This window comes from Arthrobacter sp. NPDC058192 (assembly GCF_042883665.1).
In the GTDB taxonomy this organism is placed as follows: domain Bacteria; phylum Actinomycetota; class Actinomycetes; order Actinomycetales; family Micrococcaceae; genus Arthrobacter.
Map to the genome: position 1 here is coordinate 52352 of NZ_JBHVVJ010000002.1, position 20364 is coordinate 72715.

Below are 20364 nucleotides of genomic sequence, written 5' to 3' on the forward strand. Positions count from 1 at the left end.
TCCAGGGTGGGCAGTCGTGTTGAATACCGTGTCGAAGACTCACCGTTGAATAGGTGAGGGATGCCGGCTGGCGGCCCTTGCGGGCCCACCAGCCGGCGGTCCTGAACTCGTACTACAGTGCTGAGCCCGTGGTGAACGTCCACGTCCGGGTGGTCAGCGGGTTACCGGCCAGGTCACGGACGCGCGTGGTGCCGCCGGTGACGGTGACCCGGTACTGGGTGTTCGCGAGGAGGCTGGCGCCGGGGTTGATCGTCAGTACCCGGGTGGTGGCGTTGAACGTTATCGCCGAGGCGACCTGGGCTCCCGTGGAGACCCGTTCGATCCGGACATTGCCGGCACCTGTGAAGCCGGTAATGGCCTCACTGAACGTGGCGGTCACGTTGCTGTTGCGCAGCACCCTGACGGCTCCCGAGGCGGGAGTGTTGGCGGTGATGGTCGGGTTAGGACCGGTGGTGAATGTCCACGTGGTCGTCGCCATGGTGTTGCCGGCCGCGTCACGGACACCCGAGAGGGTCGCCGTGTAGGGGCGGTCGGCTGTCAGGGTCGCGTTCGGGTTCAGCGTCGCCACCCGCGTCAGCGGGTTGTAGGACACGAACGCTGAAATCGGCGTGATCCCCTGGGTGAGACGGAAGTTGGCACCCGTCACACCTTGCACGGCCTCGCTGAACGTTGCGGTGATGTTGGCGGTCTGGCTGACCGACGCAGCACCGACTGCAGGAACCCGTGCCGTCACCGTCGGTGCGACGAATTCCGTCCGTGGTGTCACCGCTGCCGTCCTTGCCGAGAACCCGCCCGTACCCCTTGCGTTGACCGCTGCAACGTCGAACGTGTACGCCGTGGCGTTGGTCAGCCCCGTGACGACGACGGAACCGACGTTTCCGGTGACCGCCTGGGTGCGAGCCAGGACGGTTCCGGCGAAGGCCCGCACCGTGTAGCCGGTGATGGCGGATCCGCCGTCGGACGCCGGCGCGGTCCACCGCAGGGTCGCCGAGGCGTTCCCGGCCGTGGCCGTACCGATGGTCGGCGCTCCCGGTGCGGTCGCCGTCGTCGGGCTCACCGTGTTGGAGAGTGCCGAGAACGGGCTGTCACCGAGAGCGTTGCTGGCCTGGACCTGGAACGTGTAGCGGGATCCGTTTGTCAGGCCTGTCACCACCAGGCTGGTGGCGCCCGCCGGTGCGGTGCGCAGGGCACCGACCTGGACGCCGGCCGGGTCTGTCGTCACGTCGAACACCTTCACGGAGAAGACGTCGGCGACGCCCACCGTGGGAGCCGTCCACCGGACCGTTGCCTGCCCGGCGCCGGCGCTTGCAGCGCCGATGACCGGAGCGTTGGGCAGGACGGTGTCGGAGAACTGCAGGAACTCGATGTTCCGGACCGTGTCCGTGCCGTCGGCGCCTACGTTGTCAACCACCGTGGTGGTCGAGCCCGCCGAACCGATCGTGCCGTTGCCGCCCGTCGTGGTGATGGTGTAGTTGGCGCGCGGGCCGGAGAAGACCGCAACGTCCCGGTTGCCCGCAGTTTCGAGGGCGGTGGGGGTCACGATTTCACGGACGGCCACGAGGTTCCCGGGGTTCACGACGCCGGAGGCCACTGCGGCCGCCAGGGACAGCGGGTTGCCCGTCTGGTACTGGCGCTCCATGAGGTCGGTGGTGCCGATCTCGTTGCCCGCGTCATCGTTCACGCGGATCCGGGTCTTCATGTACCGGTCGCCGTCGATCACGTCGTTGCCGCCGCGTCCCTCGATCTTGTCGCTGCCGATGCCACCGACGAGGATGTTGCCGTCGCCCCAGACCGGGCCGGTCAGCGGGCAGACACCCATCGGCGAGAGTGCCTCGACCGGTGCAAGCGGGGTGGTCGGTGTCGGGAGGATGGCACCCAGGCCGGCGATCCGGTTGATACCCGTCTGGTCGAGGACGTCGCAGCCACTAAAGCCTGCACCACCCACGGTGCTGGGCACTGCGTCGTCGCCACGGATGACGTCGTCGAACTTGGAACCGGAATTGGCTTCCACTTCCTGCCACCGGTCGCGGTTGACCACGACGGGAAGCGGGACACCGACGAGGTTGTTGTTGATCTTCATGTCGTCATCGGCACCCACGGTGTCGTACTGGTGGGTCGCCCAGTCGAAGCCGGCAGCGCCGGCGAACCGGTCGATCGCGGCGTTGCTGGACATGATGTCGTCGCCACCCTCGGCGTCGTAGTCGTTCTCGCCGACCTGGCCGACGAAGATGTCGTTGCCCGGCTTTGCCTGCGCCGGGTCATCGAAGAAGGGGGCACCATGGTCGCCGATGAGCAGGTCCTGGCCGGAACCGCCCTGGATCCAGTCATCGCCGCCGTCACCGAAGACCGCATCGGCACCGTCTCCGGCTTGAACGAAGTCATTGCCCGGACCCGCGAAGGTTTCGTTGTCGTTCGCGCCTCCGTTGATGAAGTCCTGGCCGTCACCGCCCATGTTGATGTCGTCGCCGATGCCGGAGTTGATGTAGTCGTTGCCAGGGCCGCCCTTGAGGACGTCCGCGCCGGACGAATCAGTGATCCTGTCGTTTCCGTCGCCGCCGAGCGCGATGTCGTCGCCGCCGTTGCCTTCAATGACGTCGTTGCCTTCGTTGCCGAGGAACGTGTCGTTGTCGTTGCCGCCGGTGACGCGGTCAGCATTCGCAGTGCCGTTGTAGACGGACTGGCCGTTGATGCCGCTGGGATCGACCGTGTTCTTCTCCATGTACTGAATGGTGCCGTCCGGCTTGCGCAGGAGGACCAGATCCTCACGGCACTCCGACTTCAGGTCGTCCGTAACCTTGGGCCCCGTGGCAGCGTAGCCGTCCGTCGTACCGGCCAGGTTGCCGAGCTGGAACTTGCAGTCGGCGGTTCCGAAAGCATCTGCCTTGAGCGTGTGCGCGTTGGTGTTGCGCATGATCATCTCGGCGAAGGAGTTGCTCTCCAGCTGGGTCCGGAGGTTCATGCCCGGCGTGCGTGCCAGGTAGTACAGGCGGTCGCCGTTCTGCAGGTCGGTCAGCTGGTTCTCGAACACGTAGTTGAACGTGCTGCCCAGGAGGCCGCCGAAGAGGTTGGTCTTCTCCGCCAGGCCGCCAACCCAGAGGTCGACCTTGTTCAGGCCGGTTTCCTTGTTGGCGTACGCTCCGGCGCTGTTCATGAAGTCCGTCATGTCGGCCGTGGGAGGAGTAGCCAGGGGCCCCGGATCAACGATCGCCTTGGCCGCTGCCCGCTTGCCCGCCAGCGTGGTTTCGCTGGTGATGGTCGGGAATGTGCCGTAGGCAGCCACGAAGTTGATCAGCGACTCCGGGTGCTTCAGGTTCTGCCCGAAGTCTGCCCAGCTGGTGTACGGGGCAAGCTGGGCGTCGCCCGTATCGTTGTTGATCTGGCGCCGCACCTCGTTGAGCGGCGGTACGCCCTCAGACCGTGCACGGGTCATGTTGATCGTCGGCAGGTCCAGAGGCAGGCCCAGCAGGTTGTTGCGCAAGGTGCCCGTCACAAACTCGTCGAGTTCGTTGCCGACCTGGTCGCTCATTCCCATGACGATGCTTCCCGCGGCCTCTTCCGAGCTCAGTTGCCCTGCCGATCCTCCGTTGGTGTACTCGGGCGGGTTCAGGAACCCGTCCAGCAGGGAGATCGAGTTGTCGCTGCCGTCCGCGTTGGTGCGGGAGATGGTTTCGGTCAGCATGGAGTGCCCGAACCGGTAGACAGCGTGGGCGAATTCAGCCCGGACAGCGGCGTTGACGTCCGAGTGGTAGACGTGGAACGGCTGGACGGCCGGCTGGACCTTGCGGGCGAACTCCTCGAACACGAGGTGCTGGTATTCCATTTCCGTGACGAAGCGGGCGGCCTGGAACAGGCGCTCGCCGTTCCAACCGTTGGCGCCAGCGGCCAGCTTCCACTCGGCCAGTGCGGCAACGCCCGTGGCTGAGGTGTCGTTGGTGAGGGTGTTCTGCATGTCCGCCACGAGCCGGTCGTGCTCCGAGTGGAACACCTGGTGAATCGTGGTCAGGCCGATGTTCTCATTGACGCGGCCGTCGCCGGCGCAAAAGTGCGCGTTGAGCATTTCGTCGTCGTAGGTTCCGGCCGGCTGGTTCGCAAAATCCGCCGAGGCTGTGTTGTCCGCGTCCGGGACGGGCGCAACGGGCGGCGTGGCCGGGTTGTGGTCCGTGTCCTGGGGCGAGGGGTCGGCGTTGTGCGCGATGTCGGTCAGGAACGGGGTATCGAAAAAGCGGACGTTCGCCGGCACTGGAACGGGGTTCGCCGTGTCGCCCTCGACCAGGCCGGTTAGGGTGACGTACTGCGGCAGGCCGCGCGCAGGCCCGGGGATGAACTTGCCGTACGGATCCGCGGCGATCATCGGGACGTTCAGGACGTCCTTGTCCTGAAGCTTCAGGCCAAGGAAAATCTCCGCCTGCGACTTCACGTCAGCCCACGTGGCCATGCCTCCTGCCGTAGGTCCGGCAGGACCGCCAAGCAGCTTGCCGGTAGCGACCGGCTTGCCGTCGGCGTTGTTGATGTACTCCCGCAGGAACACCTGGTGGGAGGGGTGGGACGTGTAGGTCTGGGACTGGTCCACGTAGGGCGAGTCCGTGTTCGATGCGTCCTGTACGTCATCCGAAGTTCCGAGGACGCCGTCCGCTCCGGGCTGGTTCTGGCCCCGGGTGAGCACCATGAAGGCGTTGGGGCTATTGGGGTCCACTTCATCGCCCGTGTTCGGCTTGCCGTCGGGGCCAACCGTGATCAGCGGGTCGTCGGCCTTGAGCGGAACGAACACCGTTCCGCCGCTCTTGACCGTCTGGTCCACACCGTGGTCGAAGAACTGACCGAACAGGGTGAACAGCGAGTTGTACGGTGGGGAGAGGCCGACGTCGGTGGTGACGTTGGGGATGAACAGCGTATCTCCGGTGGGAACACAGCCGGCCGGCACAGCCTCGACCGGCGGATCCGCCAACGGGTCAGGATCGGTGGTGCAGGGGAACTTCCCCGGATTGCCTTGGGTCCGGACCGGGAACCCGGCGGCCGCCACAGCGGCAGGATTCGTGGACGTCTGGTCCACGATCAGGTTGCTGATCTCGCGTGGCTGGGCGTCGAACACGTTGCCCGACTTTTGTGCGTAGGAGGTCGCGCCTCCACCAAATGCCGCCGGAGCCGGGTCCGCGGCGTTGAACTGCGGGGTTGTGTGACGGGGGAAGAGCTGATCAGCGGCACCGTAGGTTTCGCGGCCCTTGATCAGGTTGTTGCAGGAGCCGTCAACCGTGCGGAGGCCGTACGAGGTCAGGGCATCGGGTATCTGGTTGGGGCCAGGGCCGATAAGCGCACCGCACGGGCCCGTGGCCGACGTCGTGTTGGCGACGTGGGCTTCAGCGATCTTGATCTGCTTGAGAATGAACGCGAGGTCGGAGGGAGTTACGGTGAAGCCGGCCCCGACGGGTGCCGGAGCAGCGGTGGCGGTAAGGGCCGTGGTGGTGAGTCCGATGAAGCTGAGCAGGGTCATTGCTGTCCCTGCGGCAACTGCGCGGGTCGGCCGGCTGAAGACTCGTCTTTGGCCGTCGACCTTCCTGCTTGTGAAGTAATTCATTGCACACCTGCCTACTAGAGTGAGTGACGGTGCAAGAGTGCTTGGTGATTCCTTGGGGAAAGCTGGGAGCCGTCAGCACATCTACTGAACCGATTGCGGCCCATCACTTCCGGGAGTTCCCACCACCGGGGCCGGGCGCCGGAAGTACCCGTCCAAGCGATTCGTGGTACTGCCTCCGGGATCGACGGCGGCAAAGTAGCCTACTCGGGAACTACTGCTGGCGCGGACACGCCCACTCGTAACAGACGGGTAACGCCTACTTCTCTAGGACCCGATTTTTAGATGGCCGCTACCTGCAGCCGCTCCTCTGCACTTCCTAGCCTTATTCCAAGGTGGGGCCAGTAGAGGGAGGATTAGTGCGCCCCCGGTGGATGGGCGGAGCGTGTACAACGCGACACAGTGCCACGCGCCTGGGGCCGCTCCCTCAGCTCCAGAGCGCCACGTGGAACTTGGACCCCCGCCGTTCCAGCCCCCGCGAACCGCCGGGAGCGACCATGGCGGCGGTGGCATCCGCAGTGGCGGCAAACCTTTGCAGGGTCCGCGCCATGGTGGTGGCCCGGCCGCGGTCCAGGGTGCTGGCCCACCACAGTCCGGTGATCGGCGTTCCGGCTACCGGCACGCGCACCAGCGCGCCGCTGCGGATTTCTGCCCGTACTATGTGCCCGAGCGCCATCATGGTCCCTTCACCGGCCCTGACGGCGGCGAGGGCCTCCGTTTCGCTGCTTAGCCGCACGATGTCTGGCACAACCCCTTGGGAAGCGAGCCAGCGGCCCTCTTCGCTGGCCGCCTGAATCCCTGCGGGGCCGGCAAACCACGGCCGCCCCAGCAGTTCGGCCAGCCGCACCGGGCCGTGGAGGGAAGCGAGGGGATGCCCGGCCGCCACCACGAGGATCCGCTGGTACCGCAGGAACGCGACTGAGTCGAGGCCGACGTCGCCCGCAACGCCGGAAACGGTGCCGTTGGAACCGTTGCCGTTGGGGACGGCACCGTTGGCGGCGGGTGGCCGTGCCCCCAGGGCGATGTCGTGGACACGTTCGAGCAACAGCGGCGCAATGTCCTCCGCTTCCTCGACCACGACATCGACGGAGGCCCCAGGAACACGGCGGGTGAAAAGGTCCAACAGCCGGCCGGCAGCGTGCTCCGCAAACGGCGCCGTGGCCACGATTTTCAGGCGCCCGGTCTCGGTCTGGGCATGGGCCACCTCCCACCGGGCCTTATCCGCCAGACCGATGATGTCCGGGGCGTATTCGGCAAGGGCACGGCCTCCCGGGGTCAGCGCAATCCCACCGTGGGCACGGACAAAGAGCGGATCGCCAAGGTCCTGCCTGAGCGCGGCGAGCGCCGCGGAAACGGCCGGTTCGCTGACCCCGAGGTGGGCCGCGGCGGCGTGAAGGGAGCCCAGCTTGGCCACCATGGCAAAAGTCCGCAACTGTCCCAATGTCATCGCCACGGCTTCATAACCTTTCGCTTATGACGATATTGACATCCCAGTTAGGCCGGGGCAAGACTGGCCTCAATCCGGCGCCTGGAAACTGTCGCGTCGCGCCGCCGGCCGTTCGGAGTGAGGCAGGGACTATGCAGATTCCGGCACCTTTTGACTACGTGCGTGCCACCAGCGTGGACAACGCCCTGGAACTTCTCGCCCGCTACGGCCCCGAATCCCGGGTGGTGGCCGGCGGCCACAGCCTGCTGCCGATGATGAAGCTTCGCCTGGCCCGGCCCGAGTGGCTGGTCGACATCAATGACCTCTACGAGCTGGACTTCATTCTCCGCGACGGCAACATGTTGCGGGTCGGGGCTCTGACCCGGCATGCCACCTTGCTGGAGTCGGACGAGGTCGCCGCGCTGTTCCCCATTGTGCGGGACGCCGAACGGGTGATCGCCGACCCCACAGTGCGGAACCGGGGCACCATTGGCGGTTCGCTCTGCCAGGCCGACCCGGCCGAGGACCTCTCCACCGTTTGCGATGTCCTGGAAGCCGAGGCGGTGATCCGCGGGCCGGGCGGCGAGCGCACTCTGACCATGTCCGGGTTCCACCGCGGACCGTATGAAACCGCCGTCGGGCAGGATGAGCTGCTGTGCGAAATCAGGTTCCCCATCCGCCCCCGCTCGGGCAGCGCCTATGAGAAGGTCGAGCGCCGGGTGGGCGACTGGGCCGTCGGAGCCGCCGGCGCAGCCGTCACCCTTGCCGCGGACGGCACGGTAGACGATGCCACGGTTGGCCTCACTGCCCTGGGAATTGACCACCCAGTGGCGGAGGCCGCGGCGGTGCTCCGCGGCAAGCATCCGGACGAGGGCTTGTTCGCTGAGGGCGGCAGGCTGGCGGCTGCGGCCTCCAATCCCGTAGCGGACCAGCGCGGCCCGGTCGACTACAAGCGGCATCTCGCCGATGAACTCACCCGGCGGGTACTGCGGCGGGCCTGCGCCGCCGCACAGATGACCGGACAGTTGACCGCACAGAGGCAGGAAGGCTGAAGTCGATGCAGATCAGCTTGACCGTCAACGGCAGCGAGGTCACCAGTGAGATCGAACCCCGGGTGCTTCTGGTCCACTACATCCGCGAAGTCCTGGGGCTTACGGGCACCCATTGGGGGTGCGATACGAGTAACTGTGGAACCTGCGTGGTCCTGATGGACGGCCAGCCCGTGAAGTCCTGCACTGTCCTCGCCGCCATGGCCGCCGGCCGGGACATTCGCACCGTCGAGGGACTCGCCACCGGCGGCACCCTCGATCCCGTCCAGCAGGGCTTCATGGAGGAGCACGGGTTGCAATGCGGCTTCTGCACCCCGGGGATGATGCTGACGGCCCGTGCGCTGCTTGATAGGAATCCGCACCCCGAGGACGCCGAGATCCGGCAGGCCATTTCCGGGCAGATCTGCCGGTGCACGGGCTATGCAACGATCGTCCGATCGGTGCAGTGGGCCGCCGCCCATCCTGCCGGTGCCGGTGTGGACGATGCACCGGCCGCCGACCAAGTCCTGGACGGCGCGGACACCGCCGTCCCGGATGTCGCCGGAGAGGGAGCGGACGCAGACGCGGAGGTGAAGGCATGACCGTCATCCATGACCGGCCGTCAAACCCGGCCCCGGACGACGAGGACCGTCCGATCGGCTACGGCCGCATCCAGCGGAAGGAGGACCCCCGATTCGTACGCGGCAAGGGCCACTACCTGGATGACATCGTGTTGCCGGGGATGCTGCACGGCGCCATCCTGCGGGCTCCGGTGGCGCACGCGAGGCTCGTGTCGATCGACACCACCAATGCCCTGGCACACCCGAAAGTCGTGGCGGTCATCACAGGCAAGGATCTCCTGGGCCTAAAGCTCGCGTGGGCACCGACGCTCTCGGCGGATGTCCAGGCCGTCCTGGTCACGGACAAGGTCCGGTTCCAGGGCCAGGAAGTCGCGTTCGTCGTGGCCGAGGACCGCTACGCGGCCCGGGATGCGCTGGAGCTGATCGAGGTCGAATACGACATCCTTCCGCCGCTGGTGGACGCCCGCAGGGCGCTCGAGGCGGACGCGCCGGTGATCCGCGACGAGATCGAGGGCCGGACAGACAACAGGATCTTCGACTGGGAGATCGGCGACAAAGCCGAAACGGACGCGGTGTTCGCCTCCGCCGACGTCGTGGTCAGCGAGGAGGTGGTCTACCCGCGGGTCCACCCCGCTCCGATGGAGACGTGCGGCGCCGTCGCCGATTTCGACGCCGTCAACGGCAAACTTACCCTCTACGAGACCACCCAGGCCCCGCACGCGCACCGGACCCTGTTCGCGATCGTCGCCGGCATCCCCGAGCACAAGATCCGGATCGTCTCCCCCGATATCGGCGGCGGCTTCGGCAACAAGGTCGGGATCTATCCCGGCTACATCCTCGCCGTCGTCGGCTCGATCGTCTCCGGCCGCCCGGTCAAATGGGTGGAGGACCGCTCCGAGAACCTGATGTCGACCTCGTTCGCCCGGGACTACATCATGCAGGGCGAAATCGCCGCGACCAAGGACGGCAAGATCCTTGCCCTCCGCACCCATGTGCTGGCCGACCACGGCGCGTTCAACGCCACCGCCCAGCCCACCAAGAACCCGGCCGGCTTCTTCTCCATCTTCACCGGCAGCTACGACCTGCAGGCCGCCCACTGCTCGGTCACCGGCGTCTACACCAACAAGGCGCCCGGCGGGGTCGCCTACGCCTGTTCCTTCCGCGTCACCGAGGCCGTCTACCTGGTGGAGCGGATGGTGGACGTCCTGGCCCGCAAGCTGGAAATGGACCCGGCGGAGCTCCGGCTCAAGAACTTCATCCGGCCCGAGCAGTTCCCCTATGCCAACAAGACCGGCTGGGTCTACGACTCGGGGAACTACGAGGCCACCATGCGGCTCTCGATGCAGCTGGCCGGGTACGAGGACCTCCGGCGCGAGCAGGCCGAAAAGCGCGAGCGCGGGGAACTGATGGGCATCGGTGTCTCGTTCTTCACGGAAGTCGTGGGGGCCGGCCCGCGGAAGCACTTCGACATTGTGGGCCTCGGCATGGCGGACGGCGCCGAACTGCGCGTGCACCCCACCGGCAAGGCCGTGGTCCGGATCTCCGTGCAAAGCCAGGGCCAGGGCCACGAGACCACGTTCGCCCAGATCGTGGCCGAGGAACTCGGCATCCCGCCGGAGGACATCGACGTGGTGCACGGTGACACGGACCAGACCCCGTTCGGGCTGGGCACGTACGGCAGCCGTTCGACGCCGGTCAGCGGCGGCGCCGTCGCCCTGGTCGCACGGAAGGTGCGCGAGAAGGCAAAGCTGATCGCCGGGGCCATGCTCGAGACCCGACCCGAGGATCTCGAGTGGGAGAAGGGCCGCTGGTTCGTCAAGGGCGACCCCAGCGCCGGGAAGACCATCGCCGAGATCGCCATGGGCGCCCATGGCACCGTGGCCTTGCCCGAGGGCGTGGACGGCAACCTCGACGCCGAGGTCACCTACGATCCGCCCAACCTCACCTTCCCGTTTGGCGCCTACATCTGCGTCGTTGACGTCGACCCCGGCACGGGACAGGTCAAGGTGCGGCGCTTCATCGCCGTGGATGACTGCGGCACCAGGATCAACCCGATGATCATCGAAGGGCAGGTGCACGGCGGACTGACCGACGGCGTCGGCATGGCCCTGATGGAGATCATCGAGTTCGACGAGGCCGGCAACTGCCTCGGCGGGTCCTTCATGGACTACCTGATCCCCACGGCCATGGAGGTGCCGGACTGGGAGACCGGATTCACCGTCACCCCGTCCCCGCACCACCCGATCGGAGCCAAGGGGATCGGCGAATCCGCCACCGTCGGCTCACCTCCGGCCATCGTCAATGCCGTCGTCGATGCCCTGGCGCCGTTCGGCGTTACGCATATGGACATGCCGTGCACACCGGCCCGTGTCTGGGCCGCCATGCAGGGCAGGGCAAGGCCGCCGATCTGATGCCCACCATCGCAGAGACCCTGGCTGCCAGGGCGGAAGAACTGGCCAGCCGCCGTGAACCGTTCGTCCACGCCACAGTGGTGCGCGCCCAGCGTCCCACGAGCGCCCATGCCGGGGACACCGCCCTGGTGCTGCCCACCGGGGAGATCCAGGGCTTTGTGGGCGGAAACTGCGTCGAGGTTTCAGTGCGCGAGTACAGCCTGCAGGCCCTCGCCTCCCAGGAACCGCTGCTGCTGCGGGTGCTGCCCGGCGAACCGTCCCGCACCGCGGAGGAAGGCGCCGTCGCGGTCTCCAACCCGTGCCTCAGCGGCGGCGCGATCGAGATCTTCCTCCAGCCGCGGATCCCCGCGCCCCGGGTCCTGGTGGTGGGCTCGACGCCGGTGGCGCAGGCCCTGGCGACGCTCGGCTCCGGCGTCGGCCTCGACGTCGAACTCACAGATGGCGAAACCGCCGACCCCCGCGGTGACGACGCGGCCTTGATCGTCGCCTCCCACGGCAAAGCCGAGGAAGGGGCACTGGAGGCGGCCCTGAACGCAGGGGTCCCCTACGTTGCCCTCGTGGCCAGCGGCACCCGGGGCGCCGCCGTGCTGGACTCCCTCGACGTCGACGACGCCCTGCGCTCCCGCGTGTTTACGCCGGCCGGGCTGCAGCTGGGCGCCCGGACACCCGGGGAGATCGCGCTGTCCATCCTGGCCCAGCTGGTCGGGGAACGGTCCAAGGCACGGAACGCCGCCCCGGCCCACGCCGCGGCCCTGGTCCCGGCGAGCGCCATTGATCCCGTGTGCGGCATGTCCGTTCCGGCCGTGGAATCGTCGCTGCACGTGGACCACAACGGCGTCACCGTCTACTTCTGCTCCCCCGGCTGCCGGGCCGCCTTCCGCAAAGATCCGGAGCGCTATGCCTTGGCCGTCTGATCAGCTGCGTGAACCGCTGCCGGCAGCGGGAAGGCCCGGGCCGCGGACCACCGGCAACAGGTGCGCCGGCATCATCCTGGCTGCGGGCGCCTCCCGCCGCCTCGGCAGGCCCAAGCAGCTGCTTCCCTACGGCACGGGGGTCCTGCTGGACGCGGTCCTGGCCACCGCCCGGATTTGCGACTTCAGCCAGACGGTCCTGGCCCTGGGCGGTGCGGCGGCCGAGGTGCAGCGCACCGTCGACACCGGCGGCTGTGAGGTGGTGCTCAATCCGGACTTCGGCGAAGGCTGCGGGTCCTCGATCGCGGCCGCGCTGGCTGCCGTGCGCCCGGAAGCCGATGCCGTGGTCCTGTTGCTCGGCGATCAGCCCGGGGTCCGCGCTTCCAGTGTCCGGGCCGTGCTCGGCGCACTCCGGCAGGCAGCATCCGGCACCGGTGCCACCGGCGCCGCTGCCGCCCGCACGGCTTGGCCCGGCGTCGCGGTGTGCCGCTACGACGACGGCGTGGGGCACCCCCTGGCGTTTGCCCGGCGCGTGTTTCCGGACCTGGCCGCCCTGCACGGGGACAAGGCGGTCTGGAAACTCCTCGCTCGGCGGGCGGACGACGTCGTCGAGGTCCGGACGCCCGGCCGTGTCCCCCCGGACGTGGACAGCGAGGACGACTACCGGCGGCTCCTCGACGAACTGCAGGCGGTCACATGACAACAGCGGCGCGGGCCGGCGCGGAGGAGGGCGTCCAGCGCCGGGTCCCGGATGTCCCGTCACTGATGGCCGCGCTGGACCGCAACAATTACCTGGCCGACGTCGGGCTGGCAACGGCACTTTTCCTGGCCGTGCGCCTGCCGCAGCCCATCCTGCTCGAAGGCGAGGCGGGAGTCGGGAAGACGGAGGCCGCGAAAGCGCTGGCCGAGCTCCTGGACACTCCGCTGTACCGGCTGCAGTGCTACGAGGGAATCGACGCCGGCGAGGCGCTCTACGAGTGGAACCATCCGCGCCAGCTGCTCGGCATCCGGCTGGCCGAGGTCGGCGGCGCGGCAGTCACGGAAACTGACCTTTTCGCCCCCCAGTATTTGCTGCGCCGGCCGCTCCTGCAGGCACTTGAACACCCTGGGCCGCGCCCGGCCGTGCTGCTTCTGGACGAGATCGACCGCGCCGACGCCGAATTCGAGGCGTTCACTTTTGAACTGCTGGCCGAGGCGGCGGTCTCCATCCCGGAGCTGGGTACGATTCGAGCCACCCACCCGCCCATCGTGATCCTCACATCCAACCGGACACGGGACCTTCACGACGCTTTGACCCGCCGCTGCCTGTACCACTGGATCGATTATCCCGGCCCGGGCCGCATCGCCGAGATCGTGCGCCGCCGGGTACCTGCGAGCAGTGGACCGCTGGCCCTGCAGGCCGCGGCGGCCATCACCCGGCTTCGCACCCTGGAGCTGGCCAAACCGCCGGGTATTTCCGAGGCAATCGACTGGGTCTCGGCCCTCGCCGTGCTGGGAGTGAAAAACATCGACCCCGGGACGGCCGAACAAACCTGGGGCTCCATCGTCAAGAACCGCGACGACCTCGAACTCGTCGGTTCCCGCGGAGCGGCCTGGCTCCTGGAGGGCACCGATGGTTGAGGGTGACATGACTGTGGCCCCCCGGCCGCACGTGGAGGCAGCCGCTCTATCCGCCGCTTTCGTCACCGCCCTCCGGCAGGTAGGCCTCCCGGCGTCGCCGGACCGGGCCGCGCGGCTGGCCGAGTCGCTCCAACTCATCCCCCCGGACGGGATCGAACAGCTCTACTGGACCTTCCGTGTGGTGCTCGTGTCCGCCCGTGAGCAGATGCCCCTGTTCGATGCCGTCTTCGCCGCCGTGTTCCGCGGACTCGCCACAGCCGGACCTGGCAGCCGTGCCGACCGGGCACGGCCGGCGTCGCCACCGCCGCGGCCCGGGCCTGAAGTACGCACCAGGCCCTCGGTGCCGGACGCCCGGGAGCCCGTCCTACCCGTCGGCAGTTACCGGCATCCGCACGTGGCCTCCCCGGGCCGGGACGGAGCCGCGGAACCAGGCCAGGCCGATCGGGAGTCGGTCCTTGCCATGGCGTCCGCGGACGAACACCTGCACGAAACGTCCTTCGCCGAGCTCACTCCCGCCGAAGTCGCAGAGGTACGGCGGCTGGCGGCGGCGCTGCTGCTCGCGACACCGCTGCGCCTGAGCCGCCGCACCCGCTCATCCGCGCACAGCGCCGCGCGGCTGGACGTGCGGGCGACCGTGCGCGCTGCCCGGCGGTCCGGTTCGGACGCGCCGCGGCTGCTCTATGCCCGTCGGCGCGGGCAGCGCCGCAAGCTGGTGCTGCTGTGCGATGTGTCCGCTTCCATGGAGCCGTACGCCCGGGTGTTCGTGTCCCTGCTGCAGGGCGCAGTGACCGGCGCCGGGGCGGAGGCCTTCGTGTTCTCCACCCGGCTGACCAGGATTACGCGGCAGCTCGCCCTTCGCGATCCCGACGAGGCCCTGTCCCACGCGGCTGCCTCCGCCCCGGGCTGGGCCAGCGGGACCAGGATCGCGGACAGTCTCCGCCACTTTATCGATGAGCACGGCCGCCGCGGGCTGGCGCGGGGAGCTGTGGTGGTGATTTTTTCGGACGGCTGGGCCGACGAAGATCCCGGCCAGGTGGCGGCCCAGATGGCCCGCCTGCGTCGGCTCACCCACAGGATCATCTGGGTGAATCCCCGTAGGGCGGCGCCGCGGTATCAACCCCTCGTGGGCGGCATGGCGGCAGCACTGCCCTACTGCGACGCGTTCGTCAGCGGCCACAGCTACAGGGCGTTGGGCGACGTGGCGGCCGCCATCCGCGGCGGTGGTGCTCGCGACGGCGACCAGATTTCCGGTGACAGTCATCTTCGAGCGAAAGGCAAGGGTGCAGCATATGCAGATTGACAGCACGTTCTCCGTGGTCGCACCGATAGACCGCGTATGGGACGCACTCATGGACTTTGACCGGGTGGCCGGCTGCCTTCCCGGGGCCAAGATCCTGAACAAGCTTTCGGAGGACGCCTACCAGGTGGGCATGACGGTGAAGCTCGGCCCGGTCACGATGCAGTACAAGGGGTTGCTGAACGTCATTGAACGCAACGCGGCCGAACATCGCGCCGTACTCGGCGGCAAGGCCCGGGAGACGCGCGGACAGGGCGCCGCCGAGGCAACCGTGACCCTGCGGCTGGCCGAAGAGGGGACGACCACCCGGGGCTCTGTCAGTGCGGATCTCACGCTGTCCGGCAAGGCCGCGGCAATGGGCAAAGGTGTCATCGGCAGTGTGACCGAGCAGATGATGTCGCTCTTCGCGGACAATCTGCAGGCCGTTCTGGCAGCGGGTACACCTCCGGCGCCAGCGCCGCCCGAAGGGGTGCTACCTGAGCCGGCCGGTGAGCCGATCGGCGAGACAATCCCGGAGCCCGTCCCGGCGTCGGCGGCAGTCTCTGCTCCCGGCCCGACGGCGTCGGCGCCATCGAAGCCAGCGCCCCCTGCTGCCGGGTCGATGCAGGGCGGGAGCGCGGCCGGCAGCCTGGATGCCTGGAGCCTTGCGAAGGGCATTGCGGCGGAGCAGCTCTCCAACCCCGTGAAGGTCCTCGGCGCCGTCGCCGTGGTGGCGTGCATTGCCTACTGGGCCGGCCGGCGGTCGGCGTTCCGGTTGCTTCGCCTGTGCGGCAGGCTCTGAGGAGCACCGATGCGCGATGTTCTGGCGGCCATCCTGCCGGATTGGCGGAGGGGGGCCACGGTGGGCCTGGCCACGGTGGTGAGCACCTTCAAATCGGCACCCCGGCTGCCCGGAGCGGCCATGCTCGTGACCGCCGACGGCGAGGCCGTGGGCTCCGTTTCCGGCGGTTGCGTGGAGAGCGCCGTCTATGAACTGGCCAGCGAGGTTGTGGACGGAGGCGAGCCGGTCCTAGTGCGCTACGGCATCAGCGACGACGACGCCTACGCAGTGGGCCTAACCTGCGGGGGGATTATCGATATCTTCGTGGAACCGGTCTCCCGGCAGCGTTTTGCCGAGCTCGACGCCGTCGCCCAAGCCATTGCCGCCGGGCGCCGCGTGGGGGTCGCCACTGTCATCGAACACCCGGATGCCAATCGAGTAGGGAGGCACCTCATCGTCAGGCCGGAAGGGTTCGAAGGCGACCTCGGTTCCAGCCGCACCAACCAGGCCGTGGGCGACGACACCCAGGGTCTACTCGCCGCCGGACGGACGGGCATCCTGACCTACGGCATCGACGGCGAACGGCTCGACACCGGCATGCGCGTCTTTTTCGCCAGCTATGCCCCGCCGCCGCGCATGATCGTCTTCGGCGCCATCGACTTCGCCGCGGCGCTGGCACGGCTGGGCGCCTTCCTCGGGTACCGGGTGACCGTGTGTGATGCACGGCCTGTCTTTGCCACGCCTGCTCGGTTCCCCGACGCCGCCGAGGTGGTCAACGCGTGGCCGCACCGGTACTTGAGCGACCAATATGCTCAAGGGCTGTTGGACTCCAGGACCGTACTGTGCGTACTCACCCACGACCCCAAATTCGACATCCCCGTCCTAGAAGTGGCCCTCCGCGGCAGCCCCGTCGCCTTTATCGGCGCGATGGGATCCAGGCGTACGCACGAAGACAGGATGCTGCGGCTGCGGCAGGCGGGACTGAGCGAAACAGAACTGTCCAAGCTCCACAGTCCGGTGGGTCTGGACCTGGGTGCCCGGACCCCGGAGGAAACGGCCGTGTCGATCGCTGCGGAGTTTATTTCCCGGCAGTGGAGCGGCAGCGGCGAGCCGCTGCGGCAACTAGGCGAGCGGATCCACCACGACGAGCAACTGTAGCGACACGTGAACCAGCGGTACGCCGCCAAGGGGCACGTCGCGGCGTCCGGGCTGCCCGGGCGTAAGCTCGTGCCATGGCGAGATACTTCGATGTGCACCCCGAGAACCCCCAGCCGCGTTCGATCCTGCAGGCAGTGGAGATCGTCCGCTCAGGCGGCCTGATCGCCTACCCCACCGATTCGTGCTACGCACTGGGCGCCCAGTTGGGTAACCGGGAGGCCCTGGACCGGATCAAGTCCATCCGGCACCTGGGCGACAAACACCACTTCACGCTGGTTTGCAAGGACTTCGCCCAGCTCGGCCAGTTCGTCCAGATCGACAATGACGTCTTCCGCAGCATCAAAGGCGTGACACCGGGCAGCTACACGTTCATCCTGCCTGCCACGAGGGAGGTGCCCAAGCGTTTGCTGCACCCAAAAAAGAAGACAGTTGGCGTACGCATCCCGGATAACCACGTAGTCCAGGCCCTACTCTCCGAACTCGGCGAACCCCTGCTGTCCAGCACGTTGCTGCTTCCCGACGAGGAAGAGCCCCTGACGCAGGGTTGGGAGATCAAGGAGCGTCTGGAGCACGTGGTGGATGCCGTGATCGATTCCGGTGACTGCGGCGCCGAACCTACCACCGTGATCGATTTCTCGGGCGGAGTCGCGGAAATCGTCCGGCGGGGCATGGGAGACCCTTCCCGCTTTGAATAGGGCGGTGCCCGCTACGCGGACTCAGCCGCGCGGGCCTGCCTGTTCCGCAGCCACCGGCGGACCAGATCGATGGCGGCCACCAGCCCGGCGAGGGGTGACAGCACGGCTAAGGCGTAAACGAAAAGCAGCCAGGTCAGGGTGGTCACCGGCGACTGGCGCGCGCTGAGGAGGGAAAGTCCGCCGAACAGGCCCAGCACCCAGAACAGGATGACCCCGGACAGCACGGCGGCCGCGGGGAAGTACTCGTTCGTAACGACTTTCTTTACGGTTTCCATGCTTTCTGTCACCCACTCGTTCGCGATGACTTTCTTGATGGTTTCCATGGCCCTCCTGTCACCCGGCGGTGGGACTGCCCGCCAGGGTCCATCCCAGTATGAGGCCCCGGGCACGTGGATTTCCCGCGAATCGCTGCCACGTGATGAAGTTAACTCCCCGTTCCGGCCGCAGCGGAATCCCGGTGCTCAGCGTAGTGTGCCGGCACCGTCGGGGACGTCCGCAGAGGACGCGAAGGGGCCCTGAAGAACGAGGTGGAGCTGGCCCCGGATAGAACGGGACGCTAGACGGCGGCCCGCACACGCTGGAGAAACGAATCCAGCACACGCCCGGCATTCTCGTGCATGCGTTGCGACTCGGCCGCCGGCAGCTGCCGGCTCTTGGGCCCGTTCAAGCGCTCACCCAGGTAGAGCAGCGCCGCGAGGACCTCCGAAAGTTCGGAGTTTGCTTCGGCATGCTGCCGCAGCAGGCGAAGATGCGCTTGCTGCAGCGCCGGGCCGGGAGTGCAGCCAAGGTCGTGATCGAACAACCGGCGGCAGCGGTCATACGCCGCCAGTCCTTCCGCCGGCAGGCCCGCCTGCTCATAGGCTGTGACCAGCACAGTCCAGGCTCGCTCGTTGAGGGGCTCGGACCGGATGGCAGCCTGCACCAGGTTGACGGCCTCCTCCGGCTTGTCCAGCAGCGCGGCAGTCTCAGCCGCGAGGATCTGCAGCGCCACCTTCTCCGCCGCATGGCGTGTGCGTGCCTCTTCGGCCCAGTCGGAGGCGAGCTCAAATCCGAGCAGCGGCTCGGCGCTAAGGTCTAGGGCCTCGAGCATCAGCGGGTATGCCCCCACGGGAGGCAGCTCCCCGGCCGCGCGGACCAGTGCCCGGAACCGGAACAGGTCCAGGTCCACGAGGGCGGGGTCCAACACGTAACCGCTGTTGGCGGTGCGGAGCGGGCCGGTTTTGGTCTGGCCCGGCTGGATGGCGCGCCGGATACCGCTGATGTAGCTCTCCAGTGTGGCCACGGAGCCGTCGCTGGCCCCTGCGCCCCAGAGAAGATCGATCAGGCGGGTCTTGGATACGGGCGTCCCCAGATTCAGGAGGAGGATCTCCAGTATGTGCCGGGGTTTGCATCCCCCCATGTCGGCGGCAGTGAGCGAGACGCCGTCCCGGCGCACTTCGAAGGATCCGAACAAGCGGACCGAAATGGAGGGTGCAGTTCCCGTTAGGCTTTCCACGATGCCTCCGATTTCCCCAGGTAAACGACCTCAAATGCCTGTGAGGAGCCGGTTTAAGCATGGGAATCAGGCCATACTGAGACTCTGTTCCTCCGGCTCTCCAATGCCACCGTGACATGCCCGGAGTTGGCGCAACAAGGCATGCCGCTACCCGATCTTTCGCCCGGAGAAAGTCGGGTACAGGCGTCAGTACCGCTGAGTACGGCGGCGAAGCGGCGGGCAGGTACTTGCGACATGAAACGAGTAATCCTGCGGGTCGCTGTGTTGGGCACGCAAGTAGTTGCCGGGACGGCAAATTCCGTGCTCTCACGCAATGATTTGCGCCTAAATCCGGCCCGGCAGCCTGCGTTGAAGAAGGCCCCGGCGGCCGGTACCGGACCGGTTTCCCCTACTGGTTCTCCGTCATCTCCGCCGGCACCGCTACCAGACCCAGCTCCGCGCCATCGCGCAGGACCGCAAGATCGAGCGGCTCTCCGATCGCTTCGGCGAAGAGCAGTTTCTGCAAGCTCTCAGCGTTGGACACGGACCGGTGTCCGACCTTCAGGAGGATGTCACTTGCCCGGAGCCCTGCGCGTTCGGCGGGCGAATCCGGCAGTACTTCCACTACCATCAGGCCCTCCCTGCGGCCGGTCCGGACCACGGCGCTCGGTTGCAGCTGGATGGGCGTGCTGACGAGCCCAAGGTAGGCCCGGCGGACGCGGCCGTCTTTCACCAGCGAGGCGATGATCCGCCGCGACGTGGCATTGACGGGCACAGCCAGGCCCAATCCGATGCCTGCAACGGCAGTATTGATGCCGACAATCCGTCCGCGGGCATCCGCCAGCGCCCCTCCGGAGCTGCCGGGGTTGAGAGCAGCATCGGTCTGGATGACGTCCTCGATCACGCGCCGGTTCCGTCCGGACCAGACTGGAATAGAACGGCCCAGGCCGCTGACAACTCCGGCTGTGACGGAACCCGAGAGTCCGAGCGGATTACCAACGGCGATCACCAATTGCCCGACCCGGAGCGATTCGGCGTCCCCCAAGTCCGCCGGTGCCGCCGTCGGCGCCCTGCCGTGGACCACGGCAAGGTCGGAAAGCGGATCGGCTCCCACCACCTCCACGGCGGTGGACGTGCCGTCCGCGAAGACCGCGTGTCCTGACTCCGCGCCGCCCACCACGTGGGCGTTCGTCAGCAGATACCCGTCGGTCGTGAAGAGAACGGCCGAACCCGCTCCGACCCTGAACCTGCCGTTGCGCCCGTTGCCGGTCATCTCGATCGCCGCGACGTGTGGTGTGACAGCTTCGGCTACGCGGATGACCGTCGCGGAATAGGAGTCCAACGGGTCCTCGGACACGTCAGATCCGGGAAGCTTGCTGATGGCTTCGGCCACGGTGCACCTCCTGCGAAACGGTACTCATCCAAGTCAACCAC

The 20364-nt window shown here is 67.6% G+C and carries 15 protein-coding genes; 10 read left to right on the forward strand and 5 right to left on the reverse strand.

Annotated elements, in window-relative coordinates:
- Positions 1 to 112 precede the first annotated feature (112 nt).
- On the reverse strand, positions 113 to 5488 hold the full coding sequence (locus ACFVVK_RS02375; RefSeq protein WP_390262912.1) for a peroxidase family protein: 5376 nt from the start codon (positions 5486 to 5488) through the stop codon (positions 113 to 115).
- A 508-nt stretch (positions 5489 to 5996) separates the two neighbouring features.
- Positions 5997 to 7016, reverse strand: a complete 1020-nt coding sequence (locus ACFVVK_RS02380; protein ID WP_390263590.1) for a LysR family transcriptional regulator — start codon at positions 7014 to 7016, stop codon at positions 5997 to 5999.
- A gap of 131 nt (positions 7017 to 7147) precedes the next feature.
- Between ACFVVK_RS02380 and ACFVVK_RS02385 the strand changes: the two genes are divergently transcribed.
- From ACFVVK_RS02385 to ACFVVK_RS02430, 10 genes are all read left to right on the forward strand, one after another.
- Complete coding sequence (locus tag ACFVVK_RS02385) at positions 7148 to 8047, forward strand: FAD binding domain-containing protein (protein ID WP_390262915.1); 900 nt, start codon at positions 7148 to 7150, stop codon at positions 8045 to 8047.
- Between the two features lie 5 nt (positions 8048 to 8052).
- Complete coding sequence (locus ACFVVK_RS02390) at positions 8053 to 8625, forward strand: (2Fe-2S)-binding protein (protein ID WP_390262917.1); 573 nt, start codon at positions 8053 to 8055, stop codon at positions 8623 to 8625.
- Positions 8622 to 11015 (forward strand): aerobic carbon-monoxide dehydrogenase large subunit, encoded by a 2394-nt coding sequence (locus ACFVVK_RS02395; RefSeq protein WP_390262920.1) that lies wholly within the window; start codon positions 8622 to 8624, stop codon positions 11013 to 11015. The genes ACFVVK_RS02390 and ACFVVK_RS02395 overlap by 4 nt, the downstream gene beginning before the upstream one ends.
- Positions 11015 to 11929, forward strand: a complete 915-nt coding sequence (locus ACFVVK_RS02400) for an XdhC family protein (RefSeq protein ID WP_390262923.1) — start codon at positions 11015 to 11017, stop codon at positions 11927 to 11929. The genes ACFVVK_RS02395 and ACFVVK_RS02400 overlap by 1 nt, the downstream gene beginning before the upstream one ends.
- Entirely contained in the window at positions 11913 to 12626 is a 714-nt protein-coding gene (locus ACFVVK_RS02405) for an NTP transferase domain-containing protein (RefSeq protein ID WP_390262926.1), read from the forward strand. The genes ACFVVK_RS02400 and ACFVVK_RS02405 overlap by 17 nt, the downstream gene beginning before the upstream one ends.
- Positions 12623 to 13546: an AAA family ATPase gene (locus ACFVVK_RS02410; protein WP_390262929.1), complete on the forward strand. Its 924-nt coding sequence runs from the start codon at positions 12623 to 12625 to the stop codon at positions 13544 to 13546. Before ACFVVK_RS02405 ends, ACFVVK_RS02410 begins: the two co-directional genes overlap by 4 nt.
- 7 nt (positions 13547 to 13553) lie before the next feature.
- Positions 13554 to 14846, forward strand: a complete 1293-nt coding sequence (locus ACFVVK_RS02415; RefSeq protein ID WP_390262932.1) for a VWA domain-containing protein — start codon at positions 13554 to 13556, stop codon at positions 14844 to 14846.
- Entirely contained in the window at positions 14836 to 15624 is a 789-nt protein-coding gene (locus ACFVVK_RS02420) for an SRPBCC family protein (RefSeq protein ID WP_390262935.1), read from the forward strand. Before ACFVVK_RS02415 ends, ACFVVK_RS02420 begins: the two co-directional genes overlap by 11 nt.
- Before the next feature lie 9 nt (positions 15625 to 15633).
- Entirely contained in the window at positions 15634 to 16761 is a 1128-nt protein-coding gene (locus ACFVVK_RS02425) for an XdhC family protein (RefSeq protein WP_390262938.1), read from the forward strand.
- A 74-nt stretch (positions 16762 to 16835) separates the two neighbouring features.
- The gene (locus ACFVVK_RS02430; protein ID WP_390262941.1) at positions 16836 to 17456 is read left to right on the forward strand and encodes an L-threonylcarbamoyladenylate synthase; all 621 of its coding nucleotides are present in this window, start codon (positions 16836 to 16838) and stop codon (positions 17454 to 17456) included.
- Positions 17457 to 17467: 11 nt separating this feature from the next.
- Here ACFVVK_RS02430 and ACFVVK_RS02435 read toward each other — a convergent pair whose 3' ends face one another.
- The 3 genes from ACFVVK_RS02435 to ACFVVK_RS02445 form a co-directional block, all read right to left on the reverse strand.
- On the reverse strand, positions 17468 to 17779 hold the full coding sequence (locus tag ACFVVK_RS02435) for a hypothetical protein (RefSeq protein ID WP_390262944.1): 312 nt from the start codon (positions 17777 to 17779) through the stop codon (positions 17468 to 17470).
- A 233-nt stretch (positions 17780 to 18012) separates the two neighbouring features.
- Positions 18013 to 18951, reverse strand: a complete 939-nt coding sequence (locus tag ACFVVK_RS02440) for a BTAD domain-containing putative transcriptional regulator (RefSeq protein ID WP_390262947.1) — start codon at positions 18949 to 18951, stop codon at positions 18013 to 18015.
- Between the two features lie 388 nt (positions 18952 to 19339).
- Positions 19340 to 20323 (reverse strand): S1C family serine protease, encoded by a 984-nt coding sequence (locus ACFVVK_RS02445; protein WP_390262950.1) that lies wholly within the window; start codon positions 20321 to 20323, stop codon positions 19340 to 19342.
- Positions 20324 to 20364 lie beyond the last annotated feature (41 nt).

What these genes read in the sequence shown, in the direction of transcription:
- ACFVVK_RS02435 (WP_390262944.1), bottom strand. Translation starts at nt 17,779, where the DNA reads ATGGAAACCATCAAGAAAGTCATCGCGAACGAGTGGGTGACAGAAAGC.
- ACFVVK_RS02420 (WP_390262935.1), top strand. Translation starts at nt 14,836, where the DNA reads ATGCAGATTGACAGCACGTTCTCCGTGGTCGCACCGATAGACCGCGTA.
- ACFVVK_RS02385 (WP_390262915.1), top strand. Translation starts at nt 7,148, where the DNA reads ATGCAGATTCCGGCACCTTTTGACTACGTGCGTGCCACCAGCGTGGAC.
- ACFVVK_RS02425 (WP_390262938.1), top strand. Translation starts at nt 15,634, where the DNA reads ATGCGCGATGTTCTGGCGGCCATCCTGCCGGATTGGCGGAGGGGGGCC.
- ACFVVK_RS02410 (WP_390262929.1), top strand. Translation starts at nt 12,623, where the DNA reads ATGACAACAGCGGCGCGGGCCGGCGCGGAGGAGGGCGTCCAGCGCCGG.
- ACFVVK_RS02430 (WP_390262941.1), top strand. Translation starts at nt 16,836, where the DNA reads ATGGCGAGATACTTCGATGTGCACCCCGAGAACCCCCAGCCGCGTTCG.
- ACFVVK_RS02405 (WP_390262926.1), top strand. Translation starts at nt 11,913, where the DNA reads ATGCCTTGGCCGTCTGATCAGCTGCGTGAACCGCTGCCGGCAGCGGGA.
- ACFVVK_RS02415 (WP_390262932.1), top strand. Translation starts at nt 13,554, where the DNA reads ATGACTGTGGCCCCCCGGCCGCACGTGGAGGCAGCCGCTCTATCCGCC.
- ACFVVK_RS02390 (WP_390262917.1), top strand. Translation starts at nt 8,053, where the DNA reads ATGCAGATCAGCTTGACCGTCAACGGCAGCGAGGTCACCAGTGAGATC.
- ACFVVK_RS02400 (WP_390262923.1), top strand. Translation starts at nt 11,015, where the DNA reads ATGCCCACCATCGCAGAGACCCTGGCTGCCAGGGCGGAAGAACTGGCC.
- ACFVVK_RS02380 (WP_390263590.1), bottom strand. Translation starts at nt 7,016, where the DNA reads ATGACATTGGGACAGTTGCGGACTTTTGCCATGGTGGCCAAGCTGGGC.
- ACFVVK_RS02375 (WP_390262912.1), bottom strand. Translation starts at nt 5,488, where the DNA reads ATGACCCTGCTCAGCTTCATCGGACTCACCACCACGGCCCTTACCGCC.
- ACFVVK_RS02395 (WP_390262920.1), top strand. Translation starts at nt 8,622, where the DNA reads ATGACCGTCATCCATGACCGGCCGTCAAACCCGGCCCCGGACGACGAG.